19 protein-coding genes and 1 pseudogene are annotated in these 16,835 nt (G+C 67.3%); 9 read left to right on the forward strand and 11 right to left on the reverse strand.

What is annotated here, in order from left to right; translation table 11 throughout:
• The first annotated feature begins 136 nt into the window (after positions 1–136).
• Positions 137–511, forward strand: a complete 375-nt coding sequence (locus ACQP17_RS34715; protein WP_433860253.1) for a hypothetical protein — start codon at positions 137–139, stop codon at positions 509–511.
• Between the two features lie 165 nt (positions 512–676).
• A complete protein-coding gene (locus ACQP17_RS34720; RefSeq protein ID WP_433860254.1) occupies positions 677–1,717 on the forward strand; it encodes an esterase-like activity of phytase family protein in 1,041 nt (346 codons plus the stop codon).
• 66 nt (positions 1,718–1,783) lie between these two features.
• Here ACQP17_RS34720 and ACQP17_RS34725 read toward each other — a convergent pair whose 3' ends face one another.
• From ACQP17_RS34725 to ACQP17_RS34740, 4 genes are all read right to left on the reverse strand, one after another.
• Positions 1,784–2,356, reverse strand: a complete 573-nt coding sequence (locus tag ACQP17_RS34725; RefSeq protein WP_433860255.1) for a hypothetical protein — start codon at positions 2,354–2,356, stop codon at positions 1,784–1,786.
• On the reverse strand, positions 2,353–3,519 hold the full coding sequence (locus ACQP17_RS34730) for an MAB_1171c family putative transporter (RefSeq protein WP_433860257.1): 1,167 nt from the start codon (positions 3,517–3,519) through the stop codon (positions 2,353–2,355). Before ACQP17_RS34730 ends, ACQP17_RS34725 begins: the two co-directional genes overlap by 4 nt.
• 50 nt (positions 3,520–3,569) lie before the next feature.
• Complete coding sequence (locus ACQP17_RS34735) at positions 3,570–4,130, reverse strand: toxin (RefSeq protein WP_433860114.1); 561 nt, start codon at positions 4,128–4,130, stop codon at positions 3,570–3,572.
• Positions 4,131–4,196: 66 nt separating this feature from the next.
• Positions 4,197–4,601, reverse strand: coding sequence for a hypothetical protein (locus tag ACQP17_RS34740; RefSeq protein ID WP_433860115.1), 405 nt, complete (start codon positions 4,599–4,601; stop codon positions 4,197–4,199).
• Between the two features lie 353 nt (positions 4,602–4,954).
• Here ACQP17_RS34740 and ACQP17_RS34745 point away from each other — a divergent pair, with 353 nt between their 5' ends.
• Positions 4,955–5,458 (forward strand): hypothetical protein, encoded by a 504-nt coding sequence (locus tag ACQP17_RS34745; protein ID WP_433860116.1) that lies wholly within the window; start codon positions 4,955–4,957, stop codon positions 5,456–5,458.
• 31 nt (positions 5,459–5,489) lie between these two features.
• Here ACQP17_RS34745 and ACQP17_RS34750 read toward each other — a convergent pair whose 3' ends face one another.
• The 3 genes from ACQP17_RS34750 to ACQP17_RS34760 all read right to left on the reverse strand — a co-directional run bounded on the left by ACQP17_RS34750 (position 5,490) and on the right by ACQP17_RS34760 (position 8,550).
• Positions 5,490–6,704 carry a helix-turn-helix domain-containing protein gene (locus ACQP17_RS34750; RefSeq protein ID WP_433860117.1) on the reverse strand — a complete coding sequence of 405 codons (1,215 nt, stop codon included), beginning with the start codon at positions 6,702–6,704 and terminating at the stop codon, positions 5,490–5,492.
• A gap of 854 nt (positions 6,705–7,558) precedes the next feature.
• Entirely contained in the window at positions 7,559–8,101 is a 543-nt protein-coding gene (locus ACQP17_RS34755; RefSeq protein WP_433860118.1) for a hypothetical protein, read from the reverse strand.
• Positions 8,102–8,274: 173 nt separating this feature from the next.
• Entirely contained in the window at positions 8,275–8,550 is a 276-nt protein-coding gene (locus ACQP17_RS34760; protein WP_433860119.1) for a hypothetical protein, read from the reverse strand.
• 360 nt (positions 8,551–8,910) lie between these two features.
• Here ACQP17_RS34760 and ACQP17_RS34765 point away from each other — a divergent pair, with 360 nt between their 5' ends.
• The 3 genes from ACQP17_RS34765 (at position 8,911) to ACQP17_RS34775 (ending at position 11,574) form a co-directional block, all read left to right on the forward strand.
• Positions 8,911–9,624 (forward strand): RNA polymerase sigma factor, encoded by a 714-nt coding sequence (locus tag ACQP17_RS34765; protein ID WP_433860120.1) that lies wholly within the window; start codon positions 8,911–8,913, stop codon positions 9,622–9,624.
• Positions 9,625–9,769: 145 nt separating this feature from the next.
• Positions 9,770–9,985 (forward strand): hypothetical protein, encoded by a 216-nt coding sequence (locus ACQP17_RS34770; protein ID WP_433860121.1) that lies wholly within the window; start codon positions 9,770–9,772, stop codon positions 9,983–9,985.
• Positions 9,982–11,574 carry a hypothetical protein gene (locus ACQP17_RS34775; RefSeq protein WP_433860123.1) on the forward strand — a complete coding sequence of 531 codons (1,593 nt, stop codon included), beginning with the start codon at positions 9,982–9,984 and terminating at the stop codon, positions 11,572–11,574. Before ACQP17_RS34770 ends, ACQP17_RS34775 begins: the two co-directional genes overlap by 4 nt.
• An 83-nt stretch (positions 11,575–11,657) precedes the next feature.
• Here ACQP17_RS34775 and ACQP17_RS34780 read toward each other — a convergent pair.
• The 4 genes and pseudogenes from ACQP17_RS34780 to ACQP17_RS34795 form a co-directional block, all read right to left on the reverse strand.
• Positions 11,658–12,020 (reverse strand): annotated as a pseudogene (locus ACQP17_RS34780) (single-stranded DNA-binding protein); the annotation flags it as partial.
• 53 nt (positions 12,021–12,073) lie between these two features.
• On the reverse strand, positions 12,074–12,979 hold the full coding sequence (locus ACQP17_RS34785) for a peptidoglycan-binding protein (protein WP_433860124.1): 906 nt from the start codon (positions 12,977–12,979) through the stop codon (positions 12,074–12,076).
• Between the two features lie 67 nt (positions 12,980–13,046).
• Positions 13,047–13,658, reverse strand: a complete 612-nt coding sequence (locus tag ACQP17_RS34790; RefSeq protein WP_433860125.1) for a hypothetical protein — start codon at positions 13,656–13,658, stop codon at positions 13,047–13,049.
• 27 nt (positions 13,659–13,685) lie between these two features.
• Positions 13,686–14,318, reverse strand: a complete 633-nt coding sequence (locus tag ACQP17_RS34795) for a ParB N-terminal domain-containing protein (protein ID WP_433860126.1) — start codon at positions 14,316–14,318, stop codon at positions 13,686–13,688.
• Positions 14,319–14,774: 456 nt separating this feature from the next.
• On the opposite strand from ACQP17_RS34795, the gene ACQP17_RS34800 reads away from it, so the two are divergent.
• The 3 genes from ACQP17_RS34800 to ACQP17_RS34810 all read left to right on the forward strand — a co-directional run bounded on the left by ACQP17_RS34800 (position 14,775) and on the right by ACQP17_RS34810 (position 16,750).
• Positions 14,775–15,347, forward strand: a complete 573-nt coding sequence (locus tag ACQP17_RS34800) for a hypothetical protein (RefSeq protein WP_433860127.1) — start codon at positions 14,775–14,777, stop codon at positions 15,345–15,347.
• A gap of 90 nt (positions 15,348–15,437) precedes the next feature.
• Positions 15,438–15,752: a hypothetical protein gene (locus tag ACQP17_RS34805; RefSeq protein ID WP_433860128.1), complete on the forward strand. Its 315-nt coding sequence runs from the start codon at positions 15,438–15,440 to the stop codon at positions 15,750–15,752.
• Positions 15,749–16,750, forward strand: a complete 1,002-nt coding sequence (locus ACQP17_RS34810) for a hypothetical protein (protein WP_433860129.1) — start codon at positions 15,749–15,751, stop codon at positions 16,748–16,750. Before ACQP17_RS34805 ends, ACQP17_RS34810 begins: the two co-directional genes overlap by 4 nt.
• Positions 16,751–16,835 lie beyond the last annotated feature (85 nt).

Consider the following 16,835-nt stretch of genomic DNA (forward strand, 5'->3'; position numbering starts at 1 on the left):
TTCAGGCATCCTGTCACCACCGACGAGAGGACCGCCCGCCGCGAAGGCCGAGGATATCCGCCTGAGCTACACCAACCCCGTCACCGGGGAGAGGGCGTCGCGTGACGCGGGACGCCAATACGTCGAACTCGACGGTGTGCTCCTCGTCGTGAAGCACTTCTACCGCAGCCGTACCCCGGACTGGTCCGCTGAGGCGTTCACCGATCACCTGAAGAGCAGCGCTCACGTCGAATGGGCGAAGGCCGGCAACGCGTTCGGCTTCGCACACATCCGCCGCCGGGAGCTGCTGGAGCAGATCGCCGCATGCGTCGGGACCGAGGAGTGGACGCAGAAGCGGGCCGCGTGGCTGGCCGTGCCGCGCGACCGGTGGGCGCCCCGCCGGTACACCATCGAGCGGCGGGGCGTGGGGGACTGGTGGGCGGTCCCCAGGTACCCGCAGAGAGACCGAGTGCTTGGCCCGTACCTGAGTGGGGAGACGGCGCGCGCCGACCTGGGCGATGCGGCGAACTGATCCGGGGCGACGGTCCGGTAGGCGTCCGTACGGTTGCAGGGCCCCTCCTGTCCACGCCCAGCGGACAGTACGACGGCCCCAGGTGATGAACCTGGGGCCCGTCGTCGTACAAGCCCTTCCAGGGGTGGACCTATGGTTGTCAGTGGCATGCCGTACTTTTCGCTCATGCAGATACGATCCGTGCTGTCCGCCGCTCTCTCCACGGTGGTGGCAGCCACGACCCTGACGGCCATGGCCAGCCCCGCCCAGGCCGCCAGCAATGCGCAGACCTGCTCTCCGCAGGTCACCATGCGGGGCTACTCCGACGCCCTCGACAAGACCACGTACGAGGGTGCACTCGTCGGCGACCTCTCCTCACTCGCCACGGACCGCCGCGGCCACCTCTTCGCCCTGTCGGACAGGTCGAAGATCTTCGCTCTGGACGACCGGCTCCGGCCGGCCGGGGTCACGTCGCTGGCGGACGAGAACGGCAACGCACTGGACTCCGAAGGCCTGGCCATCGAACGCAACGGTGACTTCTTGATCACCAGCGAACTGGAGCCGTCCGTCCGCCGTTTCGACCAGCGCGGCCGGCTCCTCGGCCGCCTGCCGGTGCCCGACAACTTCCGCGTCGCTCCAGCCGGGCACGGCATCCTGAACCGAACCCTGGAAGGCCTGACGCTCGATCATGGCGGCCGGACGCTCGTCGCCGCGATGGAGGGCTGGCTGACCACCGACGGCGTGACCACCCGCCGGTTCCAGACGTGGGAGCGGCATGGTCGCCACGACTTCCGTCTGGCTCGGCAGTGGGCGTACACCGCGGAGCCTGGCTACGGAATCTCGGAGATTGCGGCCACAGGTGACGGCCGCTACTTGGTGCTGGAACGGTCTTTCGCGGTGAACGTCGGGTGGACGGCGAAGTTGTATTTGGCCGACCCGCGGCGAGCGACCGACATCAGCGACGTGCAGGCCCTGGCCGACGACGAGCCAGAGGTTCGGTTTGCGCAGCGCACGCTGCTGGCGGATCTGAGCGGCACCTGCCCGTCGCTCGGCGCGGTGTCGCATATCCCGAACCAGGCGAATCCGCTGATCGGCAATGTCGAAGGCATCGTCGTGGTCTGCCGGGAGCACGGCGGCCGGCTGCGGCTGCGGCTGACGACAGACGACGGCGAGAGTGCCAGCGAGATCACGCGGCTCTACGACGTGACGGTGCGTCTGCCGCACTGAGTGCCAGCGCGTTGAACGCAGCGGAGCCCCGGACGGTACGTCCGGGGCTCCGTGCTGTTGCGGGTGTCAGGCCAGGAGGAACGCTCCGGCGGTCGCGGCGCCGAGGGACGCGCCGGCCACGGTCTGGGCGATGGTGTGGTAGGTCAGCGCCACACGGGACCAGCACACGGCCGCGGTGAGGCTGTAGGCGAGCAGCCACCATGGGGAGTGGACGACGGCGAGCATCGCGACGACGGCGGAGGCGACAGCGCTGTCCACGCTGATCTTCCAGACGGTGTTGATGGTCAGGAGCCCGATGGTCATGGCCCACAGGGCAAGCATCGCGATGAGGATGCCGGTAGGCGCATGGCCAAGGACCATGACGAGGGACCCGAGGCCGATGGACGCCAGGATGACGACGAAGATGGGAAGCCGCTTCGTGCGGTCCACGACGTGTCTGTCGCCCCACGTTCCTCGTTTGCGCTCCCACTCGATGTAGGCCGCAGGGATAATGCCCGCGCACAGTGCACCGAGCAGGCCCCAAGGGATGCCGGTCCAGTCGCCAGCGGCTGCGACGCCTATGCCCAGCATGCCGGCCAGCAAGACGTTGCGGGGCTGGAATATGTCGGTGACGGTCCGGGCCGCCGTGGTGGTGGTCATGCGGTTGCTCCTGTGCTGGCGAGCAGGTGCTGCGCCTGGGCGTGGTCGGTCTTCTCGTACGCGGCAGCGACGCGGCGCAGCCACGCAACTTCACCGTCCTGGTCGGTGGCCGGCTCTTGCTCGAATGCGGCGACGGGCCCTTCGGGAGCTCCGTCGCTCTTCGCGGCGAGCGCAGCCTTGATCCATTGCGCCTGTGCGGCTGGGCCACGGCCAGCGGCCTCCTGGGCGGCAGCCATGAGGCCGTCGGGCACGTAGTGCCGGAGTTTCTCAATCGCGTCGGCCATGTCGTGTACCCAGCGGTCGAGTTGCAGGTTGGCGTCGACGTCACGGCGGGTGAGTTCTTCACGCCGGGACCGTGGTGTCTCCATGGGGATGGTGGGGAAGGCGTCCATCAGCTCCCACCACATCGGGTAGATGCGGACGAGAGAGAACCAGGAGCGGGTGCGGATCAAGCCCTGTTCGAAGGCGGGGATTGACACCCCGAGCGCGAAGAACACGAACAGCAGTTGCTGCATGGCCTCGGTGCCGGCGTCGAAGTCGTAGGCGAAGGTGTGGGTTGGCGGTTCGGCGATCCAGTACCACATGGTGAGCATGCGGCCGAAGCTGTACAAGACGCCGAGGATCATCGCTACCGCCATCATGCCGAGGCCGACGCGGAGCAGCTTGCGGTCTTCCCGTCGGAAGGCGCCCGCCCACTGGTAGAGGCAGATTGCCGAGGCGGAGCCCAAGTAGATGTAGAAGGCGGTCATGTAGGCAGTGGCGCCCCACTGGCCGGCGTGGTCGGAGACGAACTTGTCGCTCGGGTGCGACCGATCGACGATTGTGAAGAACATGATCGTCATCAGTGAGCCGGCGGCCAAGGCGGTCTTCGTGGCGACGCGCTGGATGAAGCGAGCCACCTGGACGGCGCGTGCCATGTCCCCGTCGGGTGGGTACTGCCCGTACACGGCCACGATGTAGTACATGATCGCGAGGATTGCCATGCCCGCCGAGCAGTGCTTGAGCAGGACGGAAGCGTCGGTGATCTGGCTGTGGTTGAGGACGGTCCGTACGTACTCAGTCTTGCTCCACAGGGCAATGGCGAAGCCGAGGAAGCACATCCACAGGGAGCGGCGGCGAGCGTCGGAGCCACCGAGTGTTCGCCAGATGGCGACAGCGGTCATCAGGGCGGCTACGGCGTAGCCGGTTATGTCGAGCACGGGTGTCCTTGCGTCTACGGGCGGCGGAGCCGGCGGAGGATACGGCTACGGAGGCCGCGGCCACCTGCGGGGTGAGAGAGGGTGTCGCCGAGGCGGGCAAGCATGTCGTCGCTGGTGACGCTGCGCGCCAGGTGAGGGACTATGGATGCGCCGAGTTCAGCGATCCTCTCCTCCGTGGTGTTGTAGTTGGCGCGGGCCTGGACGGTGGCGCCGGCCGGGATGACGCGCCCTACGAGATCCGCGCCGAAAACAGGGAGGAGTTCCGCGAGTGCTGATGCATCGAGGTGGGTGCCGTGCCGGAACCAAGAGTGCATGAGTTCGTGCAGCTTCACGTGCTCGGTCTGGTACCTGGTGGGACGGTTGCGGTGCAGCAGGATCTCGAACTCGGGTGTGGCGATACGCAGACCGCAGGCGGTCTTCGCGGTGACCAGTTGCTCGGGGATCTCGTGAAAGATGAGCGAGACCCCGCGGTCCTCCTCCATGTTCTTCCGAAGCTGCTCAACGGAGAACGGGTGGGGGATACGGAGGCCGACCAGGCCGGCTTCGCACTGCTCGGTCAGCTCGCGCAGGGACATCCGGACCTCATCTTGTGCCACCCGCGCGGCGCGCGGTATCGAAAGGGTGGCCGATTGTAACGAGCGTTAGCGAACACGGGGTGCGCTGCTGGTCTCGTCTGCGGCCTGCTCCGCGCGGCGGCGCTTCTCCTTGTCGACGAGGCTGAGCGCGAGCTGCAAGAGGTCCGCGGGAACGCCGGCGTCGCTGATGCCCCGTCCGGCCAGGCCGGTGATGACACCGGAGCGCTTCTCTGCGAGGAACTGCAATCCGGCGACGACGTCCGCTTCGACCTCGGACTCGTCCTTGAAGTAACGCCAGTCCACCCCAAAGCCGAGACCGAGAGCACGCAAGGTCTCCTCGCTGACGTCAGTGACCTCACCGCGCAGGATGTTCGAGAAGTGGCTGTGTGAGAGCGAACCGCCTGCGTCCTTGACCCGTTTGGCGAAGGTTCTTCCTGAGACTTCCTGGTCCGGGAAGGTCTCGGCCAGCATGAACCTGACCTTGTCTTGCAGCGTCTTCGGCTCAGGCGCCGGAGTTCCATCCCCGCCGTTCATCCCCGGCCCCCACTCCCCATGATTCTGCTGACTCTCCGTATCGGGCGGATGTCTCTTGCCCCCTGCCCCCTTCGTTCGAGGGTCGCGTCAGTTTATCGGCATTTTGCAACCTGACGATCAGGTCCACAGGTTCACAAATGTGGTATTCCACGCACTGACGGGTACCGGCTTGCGGATGCGCGGATAGTGACTGTTAACTCGGTTGAACAGCGCACGATGCCCGCTCGGGCGAACTGGGGCAACCGCACCTCAGCAGCATTCGGCGCCACGAGGGGACGGGGAAGAGATCTGTGAACACGCCGCCGGAGCCCTGGGCTCCGCCCAACGCCGTTCAGGACACGCACACGGGCTCGACGACGCTTTCCGCCGACCGCCATGCACTTCTCCCCAACAAGCCAGCCCTGCCTGCTGGGTTGGCGATCACCCGTCGTAGCCGCTTCGCGGTGAAGGCCGAAGGCTCGGCCTCGATTCAGGCCCGGACCGTGGTGCGCAGTGTGCTGGCCCTCATGGTCGGCACTGGTGGCTCCGCAGAGCTGACTGCCCGTCGAATTGAGAACTGCCTCGCCGAGCTCGTCGCCATCGCCTACACCCGCACCCGTGGTGAGGACATGCTGTGTGAGGTCTGGATGGACGGCGAGCACGTGTTCATTTCCGTGGAGCATGACGAAGCGCTCCCCCTGCACCCGGACCAAACCACCGTGGGCCTGAACGTCGTGAAGACCGTCGCAGACGACTACGGCACCCACATCAACGGAACGATCCATCAGACGTGGGCTGCGATCCGCCCCGTCTGATCGCAGGTGTTCCCCAGGGGAACACGTCACACTAGGCCGCCACAGCCCAGATCGGCAGCGGCACCGGCCGGTCAGGGTCCGAGACGTCCCAGCCCCTCCAAGCAGGGTCGATGATCTCGCCCGTCTCCCGATCAACCGCACCCTTCGGTACCAGGGGCCCCCTGTCCGCGAGCCCCCGAGCCGCCTTCAGACTCCGCATCAGCAGTCGCCACGCCCGGTAGAGCAGGCGCTCCTTCTGGTGCCGCTTCCGGCGTCGGTGCCCAGCTCCTCGTGTCCCGCGCTGGCTCGCCGCGGCGTTCAGAGCCTCTTCATCAGCCTCGACTCCGACCTCCCCTGCGAGTACCGGAGCCAGGTAGAACAGGTCCTCCAGCTCGAAGACCAGGCCGTCAGCGAGCAGGAGTTTCAGGTGCCGGCCTACGGTTGTCCGGTGGAACCCGGATACCTCCGTCAGTTCCTTGGCGGTGCGCCCCTCTGCTTCGTCCAGGATCGTCAGCAGGCGGGCTCCGGTGGTGCCGTGGCCGTACCTGTGGAAGGCGTCGTGGCCGATGAGCTGGCTGAGACTCCTAGTGTCTGTGTGCACGACTGGGACAGGGCTCCTGCCCCCCCTGGTGTCTGCGGATGAGGGGTGTACCGGTGCCGCACACTCCTGCTTCGCCCACTCGGGGAGGCACAGACGCCACTGGGACGCCCGGTCGGAACCACCGCCCGAGAGCTTCAACTGGAGCCAACCGTCCTCCTCGATCCGGCGGTTACTGGCGGCGGCGGTCGCCTTCGAGCAACCCATCTCCTCCGCGAGGCGCCGCACCGAGATGTCGTGGTCGAGCCCCCCAGACTTCTCGCACTCGCGCAGCCGTACGGTCAGGTTCTTGAGGTCGGTGTCCAGGCCCCCACGGCAAGGCCACGGCGAGCGCTCCACGGCTTGGCGGAGCCGGTCAACGCTCTCCCATGCACTGTGGCGACACGAGATGGCTGGCCGATCGGCCACGAACTCGCGGGCCTTGAGCAGCATCCCGGTGAGCTTGCCCTCGGCGTACTCCGGTCCCTTGCGGGCGCGCAGCAGCCGGGCCCACTCGCCGCCGGCCGTCGGTGTGTAGATCAGGGCCTGGTGAAAGTCCGCGGGGCTCCACTCGCGGCCCGATTGAGACGCGGCTACCGCGAGGGCCATCGTGACTCTGTAGCCCGCTTCTGACTCGTTGTGCCCGGCATAGAGACCCTCGACGTCGCCCTCCAGGAGCAGCTGCTTCATCTGCTCGGACAGGCCCTTTGTCAGGGCCGGGTCAACCTTGAGGGCGGTCCGTCGCCGATGCTGCCGAGATGTCTCGGCGATGGTCGCGCGATTCATTTGTCGGCGCGTCGGCCGGATGGACTGGCCGCGCGCAGGGACATGGGGCATCATGACTCCGTGCTCTTGGGGTCTCCCGAGGGCACAAAAAGGCCCTCGGTAACGGGGGTTCGGGATGAACCGGGTGAAATCGCACTCACATGCGAGGAGCCAACGGGCCTATGCCAAGGCCCGAGTAACGAAGCGGCCGAAAGCTCGACGCCACATCGAGTTCACGGCCTGGAGACGGTTCGGCTGCGCCCGCTGCCAACGGGAACGCCCTTCCACCTCCGCGCAAGCAGGGACTAGGTCACAACGACCTCCACAGGGGGAGAGACGGACAGAGCGCGGATGCCACGGTCGCCGAATGCGTAAGGCAGACCTCCGTCGAGGGGGACAGGCAAAGACCAGACTGAAGACCAACGAACGCATGAGGGCCCACCGGATGCCGGCGCACGACGCGCCACCCGGTGGGCCTATCTGTTGTTGCGTGATCCCGCCCGGGGGCGGGTACATTGGTCCTCATAGAGACCAGTCCTCTTGCTAGGTCTCCCAGATGGGCCCCGCCAGGTGCTCGCTGCAAGGTTTCCAGGCCTTATTTTGCAGCGCAGCGGCGGGGCTTTTCCGGTTCTTATGGTCTTGTGGTGATACCGCCGCCCGGAGGGCCCCGAAGGGGACACACATGATCGCGACAGTAATCGTGGGGACAGAGTAGACCTTCCAGTCCCCCTCTCGGGTGCATCTTGACTGGCGCGCCGGGCCGTGTCGGTGACGACGTGTCATGATCGGCGCCGCTCGTACGCCGTGGTGGCGTTGTCGGCCTGGTACTCGCACAGCTCCATGTCGCCGTGGTACGCGATGGGGATGTCTTCCTGTGTGTCCCAAAGAGCCCAGGGAAGTTCCTGCCCCTTGTGGCGCTGGCGGTCCTGGGGCCGATAGCGCGCCACGTACCGCGGCGTCGGCCGCGGGTGAGGCGGGAGCCTGCCTGCGTCCTCGAACAGCCCGGTGAGCCGGCGCTCGGTGTCGGGAGAGGCAGGCAGCGGATCGCCGCTATTGGGGGACGCAGAGGCAGGAAACGGCCACTCGTTGGTGTTGAGGCCGGCTGCCAGCAGCTCGGGGAGCGGGGTCCTGGACCGGCGGGCTAGGAGGTACGTCGTCTGCTCCTGGCGCGTGCCCGTACGACGCTCGCCGAGCGCGACGTGCACGGCCTTCAGCTCCTCCGCGAGCTGGCATGCCTGTTCTTCGCGCCCAACTCGGCGCGCGGCCTCAAGGGCCTCGATCGTCTGTGACCGCCACGCGGTGACTGATTCCTCGGCCGCCATCTGTTCGTCCCTGAGTCGAAGCAACGGGCGGGGCAGGCCTACCCGTAGGTCGTTCCGCAGCCCACGATGCCCGAACGGCGAGCATCGGTGAAGCGGTCTGCGGCTCTTCGCATCCCAACCGGACAGGGACAGCGCGACCAGGTCGACGTCGATCGTGGCGCCAGGGCTCCCGGTCACGAACGCTGCCCGTCGAGCCGCACTTGCGGCAGCCGGTGTCGACGAACACGCTTGAACAGGACCGAGCCTTGTGGGCTGCGGGACACCGTGATCGTGCCGCTGCGGCGGCCGGCGCGGAGCACCTTGCCCACCTCAACGGCCGGCAGGCCGATCAGCTTCGCGCTCTCATCGGCGCGCAGCCAAGTCTCGTACGGCAGCCGGTTGATCTGGTCAGCCAGGCGGGCACTGTGCACAGCCCCCTCCCCTTCACTTCTGGTGTGCCGGTTGCTCATCCCGGCGCCATGGTTTGCCCACACACCATAGTGCACACCACGGCAAAGGTCACGAACTCGGAGAGGTGAGGCATGGCTGGCGGGATTCGGGTTATGCGCTCCCTGGAGACACGGTCTACTCAGTAACGGTTCCGCAACAGCAGGGTGGCCTGTTAACCCCACACGTGCAGGCGGCATATGACGGTTCATCCGCTATTGCAACGTTCCGAACCGGGATGAACGCTCTGACGCTGCGTCAATGCCGCAATTGCCCCGAAGAAGCGTTTTTCGATCTCTCGTGCGAATCGATGCTGGCGAACATGTCCGCGCCTGTCGGAAGATTGCGTATCAGAGCCGATCAAGACGGGGGAGCGATCCGGAATGCCCGAGACGCGCAGCGCGAGCGGAAACACGTCGTGCAACGGCGACCTCGGGCATCCTCTGGAGATTGCCGCAGCCGCAGCGGCGAAGGACCCCACCAACAAGGCGGCCCTCGCCGAGCTGTTCGACGGGCTGTACGAGCCGGTCGTCCGGTTCATGCAGGCGCGCATCCAAGACCCTGCCACGGCTGAGGACTTGGCGCAGGAAGTCTTTGTGAAGATTGTGCAGAAGATCGACAACTACAGCGGGGGCGGCGTCTTCGCGTGGGTGTGGGCGATCTCGCGCAACGTCTACAACGACTACTTCCGCCCGATGAAGAACCGCGGCTTCGAGCAGCCCACCGGCGAGATGTGGCACCTCGATGCGCCGAGCACCGATATGGGGCCCGAGGAACTGGCCGAGTGGGAGGAGCTGCGCCGAGCCATCAAGGGCAAACTGGACAAACTCCCTGACCAGCAGCACATGGTTCTCACGCTTCGCATCACGTGCGGGTACTCCACTGCGGAGACTGCGGAGATCATGGGCAAACCAGTGGGTACCATTCGCGTGTTGCAGTGCCGAGCACTGGCCAAGCTGCGGAAGCTGATGCCTGAGGGCGGCAGCAGTCTGGCAACGTTTCTGTTGTCTGCTACCGAAGCGCAGCGGGGAGACGATGTAATAAGCGCAGCGCCCGTGATGCTGAGGGAGAGAGACGATGCTGGGTCTAGGGGATAGCGCCGTCGCAGGCCAGCTTGATAGCTGCCTGTCCGGCGACGCAGAGCCTGACAGCCCTGCGATACGCGGCATGGTCACGGCTGCTGCGGCTCTCGCCCCGCGGCGTCCCGTCAGTGAGGGGGCCCGTCAGCGTGCCTTCGCGGCCATGATGCGCGAAGCCGACCGGCGCGCGCGTCCGCTGACCGCCGAGCACTCCGAGGATCTTGCCGACCCCGGCATGCACGCCCGTGTGGCTCAAGTCGGCCCCGGCATGCAGATGCGCGTCGCCGACATCGAAGAGATCAGCGACGAACGCTTTGAGCAGATCGCGGCCAAGTTCGCTGACCGCATGCGACGCGGCGCTCCGGACCGCAAGCAGTGAGCGAGCGGGTCCGGGAATTCCAGGTCTACGAAGATGACATAGAGACAGACTGCCTGGTCTTTGAGAACACCGAAACTGGCATCACAGCAATCATCCTGCGGCCGAGCCAGTCCTTCGACAACGCGGTCAAAGCGGTACTTCGCCTCTGCCCAGAGTTGAGCCTTTCGCGCGTCCAGGACCTGGTGCGTACGAACTGCCGGAACATCATCGAGATGAACGAGCGGCTGGGCGTCGACCAGAACGTGCCCCGGTTCGAGGCCGCGCCCGACGCCGGCGTCATAGCGCCCGCCCCGGCCAAGACCAATGGTGCTCGCCGCCGGCCCCGGCCCCCGCGCTGGGCGCGCATCGCCGCCGTGGCTGCGCCTGCTCTGGTGGGCGGCGTTGTCCTCGCCAACTTGCTCCACCCCGCCTCCCCCAAGGGAGCTCCTACGACTACGGCAGCCCCGTCCGTCAGTCAGGAGGACAAGGTGAGCCAGGAGGACAAGGCCGCCAGCACGTACAAGGACCCTGCCTTCAAGAAGATCGCCGAGGGTGGTCGGATGAAGTGCGACCCGATGGGCGCGTACGAGGCGAAGTGCGTGGACCAGGACGGCAAGGTCCTGTTGAGCGAGGCGTCCGTGGGGACCTCGACCGCTTTCACGTTCTCCTACGGCTACGAGAAGGTCGGCCTCCGGCTCTTCCCCGACGTCGACTCCGCCTCTGCATGGAGCGCAGAGGAGGGGAACCGAGACCTGTACCAGAACGTGAAGCAGCACGGCCGCGTCGTGCTGTGGGGAACGGACGCCAAGCGCATCAAGGCGTGGGAGCAGCCCTTCCTCGACGACGAGCGGCGTGCCCGCGACCGGCGCGGAGCTCACCCCGCGGCCTTTGCTGGCGAGCCTCAGCCGCCAATCGCCTCCGCGCCCCTTCCCTACCGGCTCGCCATCCTGGCGTTCGGCACGCTTGGCGTCACCGAAGAATCGGTTCAGCGGGCCGTTCACAGTGATGACGTGCAGTCATTTCAGCTCCTCCAAGCTGTGCAGCTCGTGCTGGGCAACGCGGATCTGGGGCAGCTCGGGACTGTCCCCTCCGGCGGCAACGATGCAGTCGCCGTGGTACTGGACGCCAGCGCTCGGCCCACAGAGCCCTCCCTCCCGGCAGCCGATACGACGTCGGTCACCCCTCCGTTGGCCGTAGGACCCGGCCCGACGGCTCCGACCACTGCAACGGAACCTGTGGCGGAGCCGAAGGCGAGCACGACGGCTTCGACGAAGCCCGAGACGAGCGACACCAAGCCGCCGGTAACGCAGCCGGAGCAACCCACCAGTCCGCCCGTCACACCGTCCGAGCCGACTGCCCCCGTACCCGCGGGCCCCAATCCGACTGACCCGGCGCCCGCGGACCGCGAGCCATGCGGCCCGACTCCACCCGTGCCCCCGACCTCCGTCGACCCGGCGCCAGTTGTCGAAGACCCGGTGAGCGATCCGGCCGCCGGCGACGACCAGCAGGACGTGCAGCAGCCGGAAATGCCTCCGGCCCCTCCCGTGCAGGAGGAGCCGGAGGACGACGGCTTGGGCATGGACACCCTGCCCACTGCCTGGGCCGCTTAGAACGGCGGGGTGGGCTGGCTGGCGCCGCTGTTCCACGGATCGCCGGCCGGTGCTCCTCCCGTAGGGGCCGCGGCCCTCTGGCCAGACACCTTGGTCACCTTCGCAGTGGCGCGCGTCAGCGACGGCCCCACCTCGTCCACGTCCAGCTCGTAGACGGTTCGCTTCACCCCCTCCCGGTCCTCGTAGGAACGCTGCTTCAGGCGTCCCTGAGCGATGACCCGCATGCCGCGCAGGAGGGATTCGGCGGCGTTCTCCGCGGCCTGCCGCCAGACCGAACAGGACAGGAACAGCGCCTCGCCGTCCTTCCACTCGTTGGTCTGCCGGTCGAAGGTGCGCGGGGTGGACGCGATGCGGAACTTCGCGACCGCGGAGCCGGAGGGGGTGAAGCGCAGCTCGGGGTCGTCGACCAGATTGCCGACGACGGTGATGACGGTCTCGCCTGCCACGGAGGGCCTTTCAGAATGGGGCCGACCCGCTCAGCGCGGGCAGGCCGAGGGGGTCAGGAGAAGAGGAGCCGCCAGGTCAGCGGACCGGGCAGGCCGTCCGCGTCGCCCTTGAGCTGGGAGTGGGCGAGCTGAAAATCGCGGACGTTCTGGCGGTCCGCATCGCTCCACTTGGGCCCGGGGCCCGAGGTGTAGTGCTTGCCGTAGCCCTTCTTCACGAGCTGCTTGCCGAGCAAGGTGATGTAGCTGTTGTTCTTGCCCGGCCCGAAGTAACTCGCGCCGGGGAACGGCGGCATCGGCTTCGGGGCGCTGCCGCCGCCCGAGCCGGTGGACCCGCCGGTGACCTTCGCCTTGGCCAGGGTCAGCAGCTTGGCGAAGTTGATGTTGCCCGGATCGCCATGCACGTTCTCAGGGACGTGGGCGTGCCCGCACCAGCCGCGGAAGCTGTTCCACGCGGAGAACGACAGGCGGGCGTTGGTCTTGCCGTACGAGGACGGGTAGGCGAGCCACGTCGAGGGGCCGGTGAGCGGGATGCCATTGTTCTTGTTCTGCCAGGCCATGAACCCGGCCAGGCTGTCCAGGGCCCAGTCCGGCGCGGCCGGCCAGTAGATGTAGTCCTCGCCGGCCTTGGCGCCGTTCCACGACTTCGCGTGCTTGGGGTCGCACGTCCCGACCAGCTCGATCTGGATGCAGTTGAGCGTGTTCGTCTCGACGCCGCCGGCCGCGTTCACCAGGGCTCGGGCGGAGCGGGTGAAGCTGTAGTGCTGGTAGAAGTCCAGGCGCTTCTTCGCGAAGTTCGGCTTCGCGGTGATGTTCGGGGCCTCGGCGCCATTGCCGTACGACGGCAGCGAGGTGCCCTCGGTGGTGTGAATGACGCCGCAGTTCGGCTTGATCACGTCGCCCTCGTAGCGGGACGAGTAGTCGTACGCCCGGGACGCCCCGGCGTAGTAGTTGACGGTCACGATTCCTCCGGTGCTGGTGAGCAGGGAGGGAGAACCGTGCGCGCCCGGGGGTGCTTGCGTCCCGGGCTCAGCCGTCGGACGGAACGTCGTACGGGTCCTGGTCGTCGTCGGGGTACTGGAGGGCGTGCAGCGTCTCGGTGAGGCGGGTCGCGAGGTCGGCGGCCGGCCCGGTGTGCTCGACCGCGACCGGGCCGCCCGCGGCGCCCGTCAGCTCGACCTCCAGGTGGTCTTCCTTGCCGTACTGCTTGCGGTGCTGCCGCTCCAGGTACCAGGCGGCAGCGCGCCAGTCGGGGGGCGTCGTGATGGTCTCTTCCAGCACTTTGCCGGAGTTCGGATCGAACTTGCGATGGGTGGTGACGATGCCGCCGCGGCTGGCCCGGCGGATGTCGAGCGCGGCCGACAGTGCGGCGGCGGAGCGGGCTCGCTCGACCTTCTCGAAGAACTCCACGAACACGTCGAGTTCGGGGTCCGGGTCGGCGCCGGCCGACCGGCCGACGGCTTCGGTGCGGCCGTAGGCCATCCATCGCAGGAACGTTGCGCGGGAGATGCCCGCATGGACGGCCGCCAGATCGATGGCGAGCCCGGCGCGGCTGGCCTCGATCAGGCGCGCTTCGACCTCCGGTGTGAGGAGTCGGGCGCGCGCCGGGGTGTCGGAGCGGCGGACTTTGCGGCGGGGCATGGCGGGGACCGTAGATCAGCTTGGCGGCTACCGTCCTGGGCTGAACATGTGGCCGCAGGCGGGGCAGCACACCCCGGCCGCACGCTCGTTGTCGCCCGTGTCGCTGAATCCGTCGTCGGTGAAGTCGTCGCCGCGCTGAACATCCCTGTCCTGGTCGCCGGAGTCCGGGCCCTGGGGTAGGCCCTCGGGGTCGACCTGGCGCAGCAGCTCCTCCATCTCGTCGTCGGAGATGCACAGGGAGTCGAACAGCTCGGTGTCGGATGTCGCGAGGTCTTCCAGGATCTCGGCGAGTGGACCTGGGCTCCATCCGCCCGCGGCGCCAAGGCGGTTGAGGAGGATCAGGACGGCGTGGGCCTGGCGGTCGTTCTGGGAGGCCCAGCCGCGGGTGACGGGGATGAGCCACCCTCCGTCGTCGTCGACCAGGAGGCCATGTGGAAGGGGTTCCCCTCGGGTCTGCATCTCGATCAGGGCTATGCGGCGTCCGTGCCCGGAGATGACCAGGCCCGTGCGTTCGTCCACGACGGGCGTCTCGATGAAGCCGTGGTCCTGGATAGACGCGATGATCCGCTCTACCTCGTGCTTCTTCGGGTTGACCGGGTCCGGGGGCAGATCGGTGAGCGGGATGTACGTGATGTGGCGGGGGGCTTGCAGGGGGCTCACGGCTGCTCCAGTCGCGCAGCTCGGGCCGAGGGATGAGGAGCGGCCGGCGATCAGCGAGCCCGCGGACTTCAACCGCGGCATCCCAGCTCGCTACCGGGACATGCCGTCATGGCCGGATCGTTCGGCCGCTCCTCGGCCGACGTTGTCCACATGTCCGGACGGGACAACATCGGGGCCTGAGCTGGGCTTTCCGGTGGGTGCGCGTTCCGCCGGGCTCTTCTCGGGCCGGGCGGAACATTGGCTGACCGAACGGGTTGTGTCGCGTGCGCGGTACTCGCAGACGGCTTTGACCTGGTGTACAGTCCACTTCGTTGGCTGCACGAGCAAGCAGCCACGCCAGGTCTGGTGTAACGAATTTGGCCCTCACTCCGTCCATAGCGGCGAAGGCCACCGGCACCAGACTTCACGCTCCAAAGCCGGTACGAGCAAACCGGCGAACCAGAAGGGTCACCAGAGATGTCCATGCAGTCCGAAGAGCAGGACAACCCCGCCGTTGATGTGGGCGATCTGGCGCTGAGAGCGGCCGTGGCCTACCGCGTGAAGACTCGGGTCGCTGAAATCTGCGATCCGCTGATCGAGGCCAACGCCGAGCACATCAAGACGACGAAGGGCCTGCGCAGCACCGAAGCCGAGATGCCTCTCGACAGCGGCGGGACCATGCCGGTCGGCGCGTTCACCCGTTCCCTGTCCAAGCCCAAGTTCGTCGTCGAGGACGACAAGAAGGTGCTGGACTACGCGGACGAGCTGGGCGAAACGGAGTACGTAGTGCGCCCCGCCTTCCTCAAGAACCTGCTGAGCCGACTGTGCTACGACCCCAAGACGCGCGCCGTCATCGACTCCACCACGGGCGAGCTGGTCCCGGGCATCGGATACGACCCCGGCGGTGTCACCACGAGCGTCAGCCCCAAGTGGAACAAGGCCGGCACTGAGGCCCTGGACACCCGGCTGGGCTTCATCGACCTGGCCCTGGAGAACCTGCCCGAGCTGACCGCGGGCGACTTCCTCACAGTGCTGGAGGCAGGCCAATGAACGCTCCCGCCTCGACCGCCTGACCTCTTCGCTCGGCCTGCCCACCTCGCGCTCCGCGGGGGCGCGGGCACACCTCCGCAAGGAAACCTCGTGATCTCCAGCGACACCCGCCTGCGGCTGATCGACCAAGCCACCGACCAGCTCGGAGGCAGCGTCAGCCCGCCAGCCCTCTGCCTGTTCGTCCGGCATCTGCGCCGCGGCGACCTTGACGTCAGCGATTGGCACCGTTGCGCCGATCTCGCTTCCTCGGGCGCCCTGACGCACCACCAGGCACGAGCCGTGGCGCACCAGCTCGTCAAAGCGGGTTTGCTCGACCGCCGCGTTGTGCCCCGTCGCCGACGTGGTGACAAGCAGCACGTCGAGTACCGCCTCAACCTCCCGCAGAAGCAGGAGGCCTCTCAGTGAGCACACACCTCGCCGAAGACCTTGACGAGCAGTACGAGATCGTGGCCGGCCGCAAGGCCCCGTTCACCATGGTCCCGGACTGGATCACGCTGCACGACAAGCTCGACCCGCAGGCGAAAGCTCTGTACGCCGTGCTCGCGATGCACGTGAACGTGTCCAAGAAGGACGGCGTCGCCTGGCCGAAACGTCTGAGCATGGCGGAGATTCTGGGCTGGACCCGCGAGCAGTCCCCGGACAAGTACCTCCAACAGCTCGAAGCCGAGGGGGCCATCGATACGGAGGAGTTCACCCGGCCCACTGGCGCTCGGGGCAAGCGGTACTACGTGCACCAGACTCCGCCGTCTGGCTACACCGGCCCCACGACGGTGGCCGAGTGGTACAAGCGCCGCCGTGAAGCCTTGGACGCGGCTGGTCCAACGCCAAAACCGGGCCGCCCGCGCAAGGACGCCTCCGAGCTGAGGGCCGCGAAGGCAGCCCCGGCGAAGGAGACCACTGCCGCAAAGTCTGCGGACGAGAAGCCGGCCAAGAAGACCGCTGCGAAGAAGACGGCCGCCAAGGAGAAGACGCCCGAGGAACTGGCCCTCGCCAAGAAGGCGCAGGACGGGGCGGACAAGTGGTGGACGACAGCCAAGGAGCTGGCCGACAAGAAGAAGATGAAGCCGCTCATGGGCAGCAAGCGACAGCAGAGCGGCTACTTCCTCAACCTGCGGACGAAGATTCGTGACGCGCTCGATGCCGGGTACGACTCCCGGGTCATCTGGCAGGCCTTGCACCAGCTTGGCGAGTGGTCACCTGCCAAGCGGGAGTGGGAGACCGCCCTTGCGCAACTGAACGGCGTGCCCGTTCCTCGCCGCGGCGGCGGTGGCCGCGCGCCCATCTTCACCAACTCGCAGTGGAGTCAGGGCGAATCCGAGACGGGGAACACCCCGCCTGCACAGCCGACTCCGGCCGCCCCAGACCTTGGGGTGTTCGGCATCCAGTCCGATGACGCCGCCTGATCAGCCGCCCGAAGAGAGGAGGAACGACGACATGTCGCTTACCCTGCCCGCCCCATCCACGGCCCTCGAAAGCCGGGAGCCCACA

Source organism: Streptomyces kronopolitis, from assembly GCF_050953795.1.
In the GTDB taxonomy this organism is placed as follows: Bacteria; Actinomycetota; Actinomycetes; order Streptomycetales; family Streptomycetaceae; genus Streptomyces; species Streptomyces kronopolitis_A.

Excerpts from the sequence above, each read along its gene's own strand:
- ACQP17_RS34770 (WP_433860121.1), top strand. The coding sequence starts at position 9,770 with ATGATGCGCGAAGCCGACCGGCGCGCGCGTCCGCTGACCGCCGAGCAC.
- ACQP17_RS34790 (WP_433860125.1), bottom strand. The coding sequence starts at position 13,658 with ATGCCCCGCCGCAAAGTCCGCCGCTCCGACACCCCGGCGCGCGCCCGA.
- ACQP17_RS34725 (WP_433860255.1), bottom strand. The coding sequence starts at position 2,356 with ATGACCACCACCACGGCGGCCCGGACCGTCACCGACATATTCCAGCCC.
- ACQP17_RS34800 (WP_433860127.1), top strand. The coding sequence starts at position 14,775 with ATGTCCATGCAGTCCGAAGAGCAGGACAACCCCGCCGTTGATGTGGGC.
- ACQP17_RS34740 (WP_433860115.1), bottom strand. The coding sequence starts at position 4,601 with ATGCTGGCCGAGACCTTCCCGGACCAGGAAGTCTCAGGAAGAACCTTC.
- ACQP17_RS34760 (WP_433860119.1), bottom strand. The coding sequence starts at position 8,550 with ATGAGCAACCGGCACACCAGAAGTGAAGGGGAGGGGGCTGTGCACAGT.
- ACQP17_RS34755 (WP_433860118.1), bottom strand. The coding sequence starts at position 8,101 with ATGGCGGCCGAGGAATCAGTCACCGCGTGGCGGTCACAGACGATCGAG.
- ACQP17_RS34765 (WP_433860120.1), top strand. The coding sequence starts at position 8,911 with ATGCCCGAGACGCGCAGCGCGAGCGGAAACACGTCGTGCAACGGCGAC.
- ACQP17_RS34750 (WP_433860117.1), bottom strand. The coding sequence starts at position 6,704 with ATGAAGCAGCTGCTCCTGGAGGGCGACGTCGAGGGTCTCTATGCCGGG.
- ACQP17_RS34720 (WP_433860254.1), top strand. The coding sequence starts at position 677 with ATGCAGATACGATCCGTGCTGTCCGCCGCTCTCTCCACGGTGGTGGCA.
- ACQP17_RS34730 (WP_433860257.1), bottom strand. The coding sequence starts at position 3,519 with ATGACCGCTGTCGCCATCTGGCGAACACTCGGTGGCTCCGACGCTCGC.
- ACQP17_RS34735 (WP_433860114.1), bottom strand. The coding sequence starts at position 4,130 with ATGTCCCTGCGCGAGCTGACCGAGCAGTGCGAAGCCGGCCTGGTCGGC.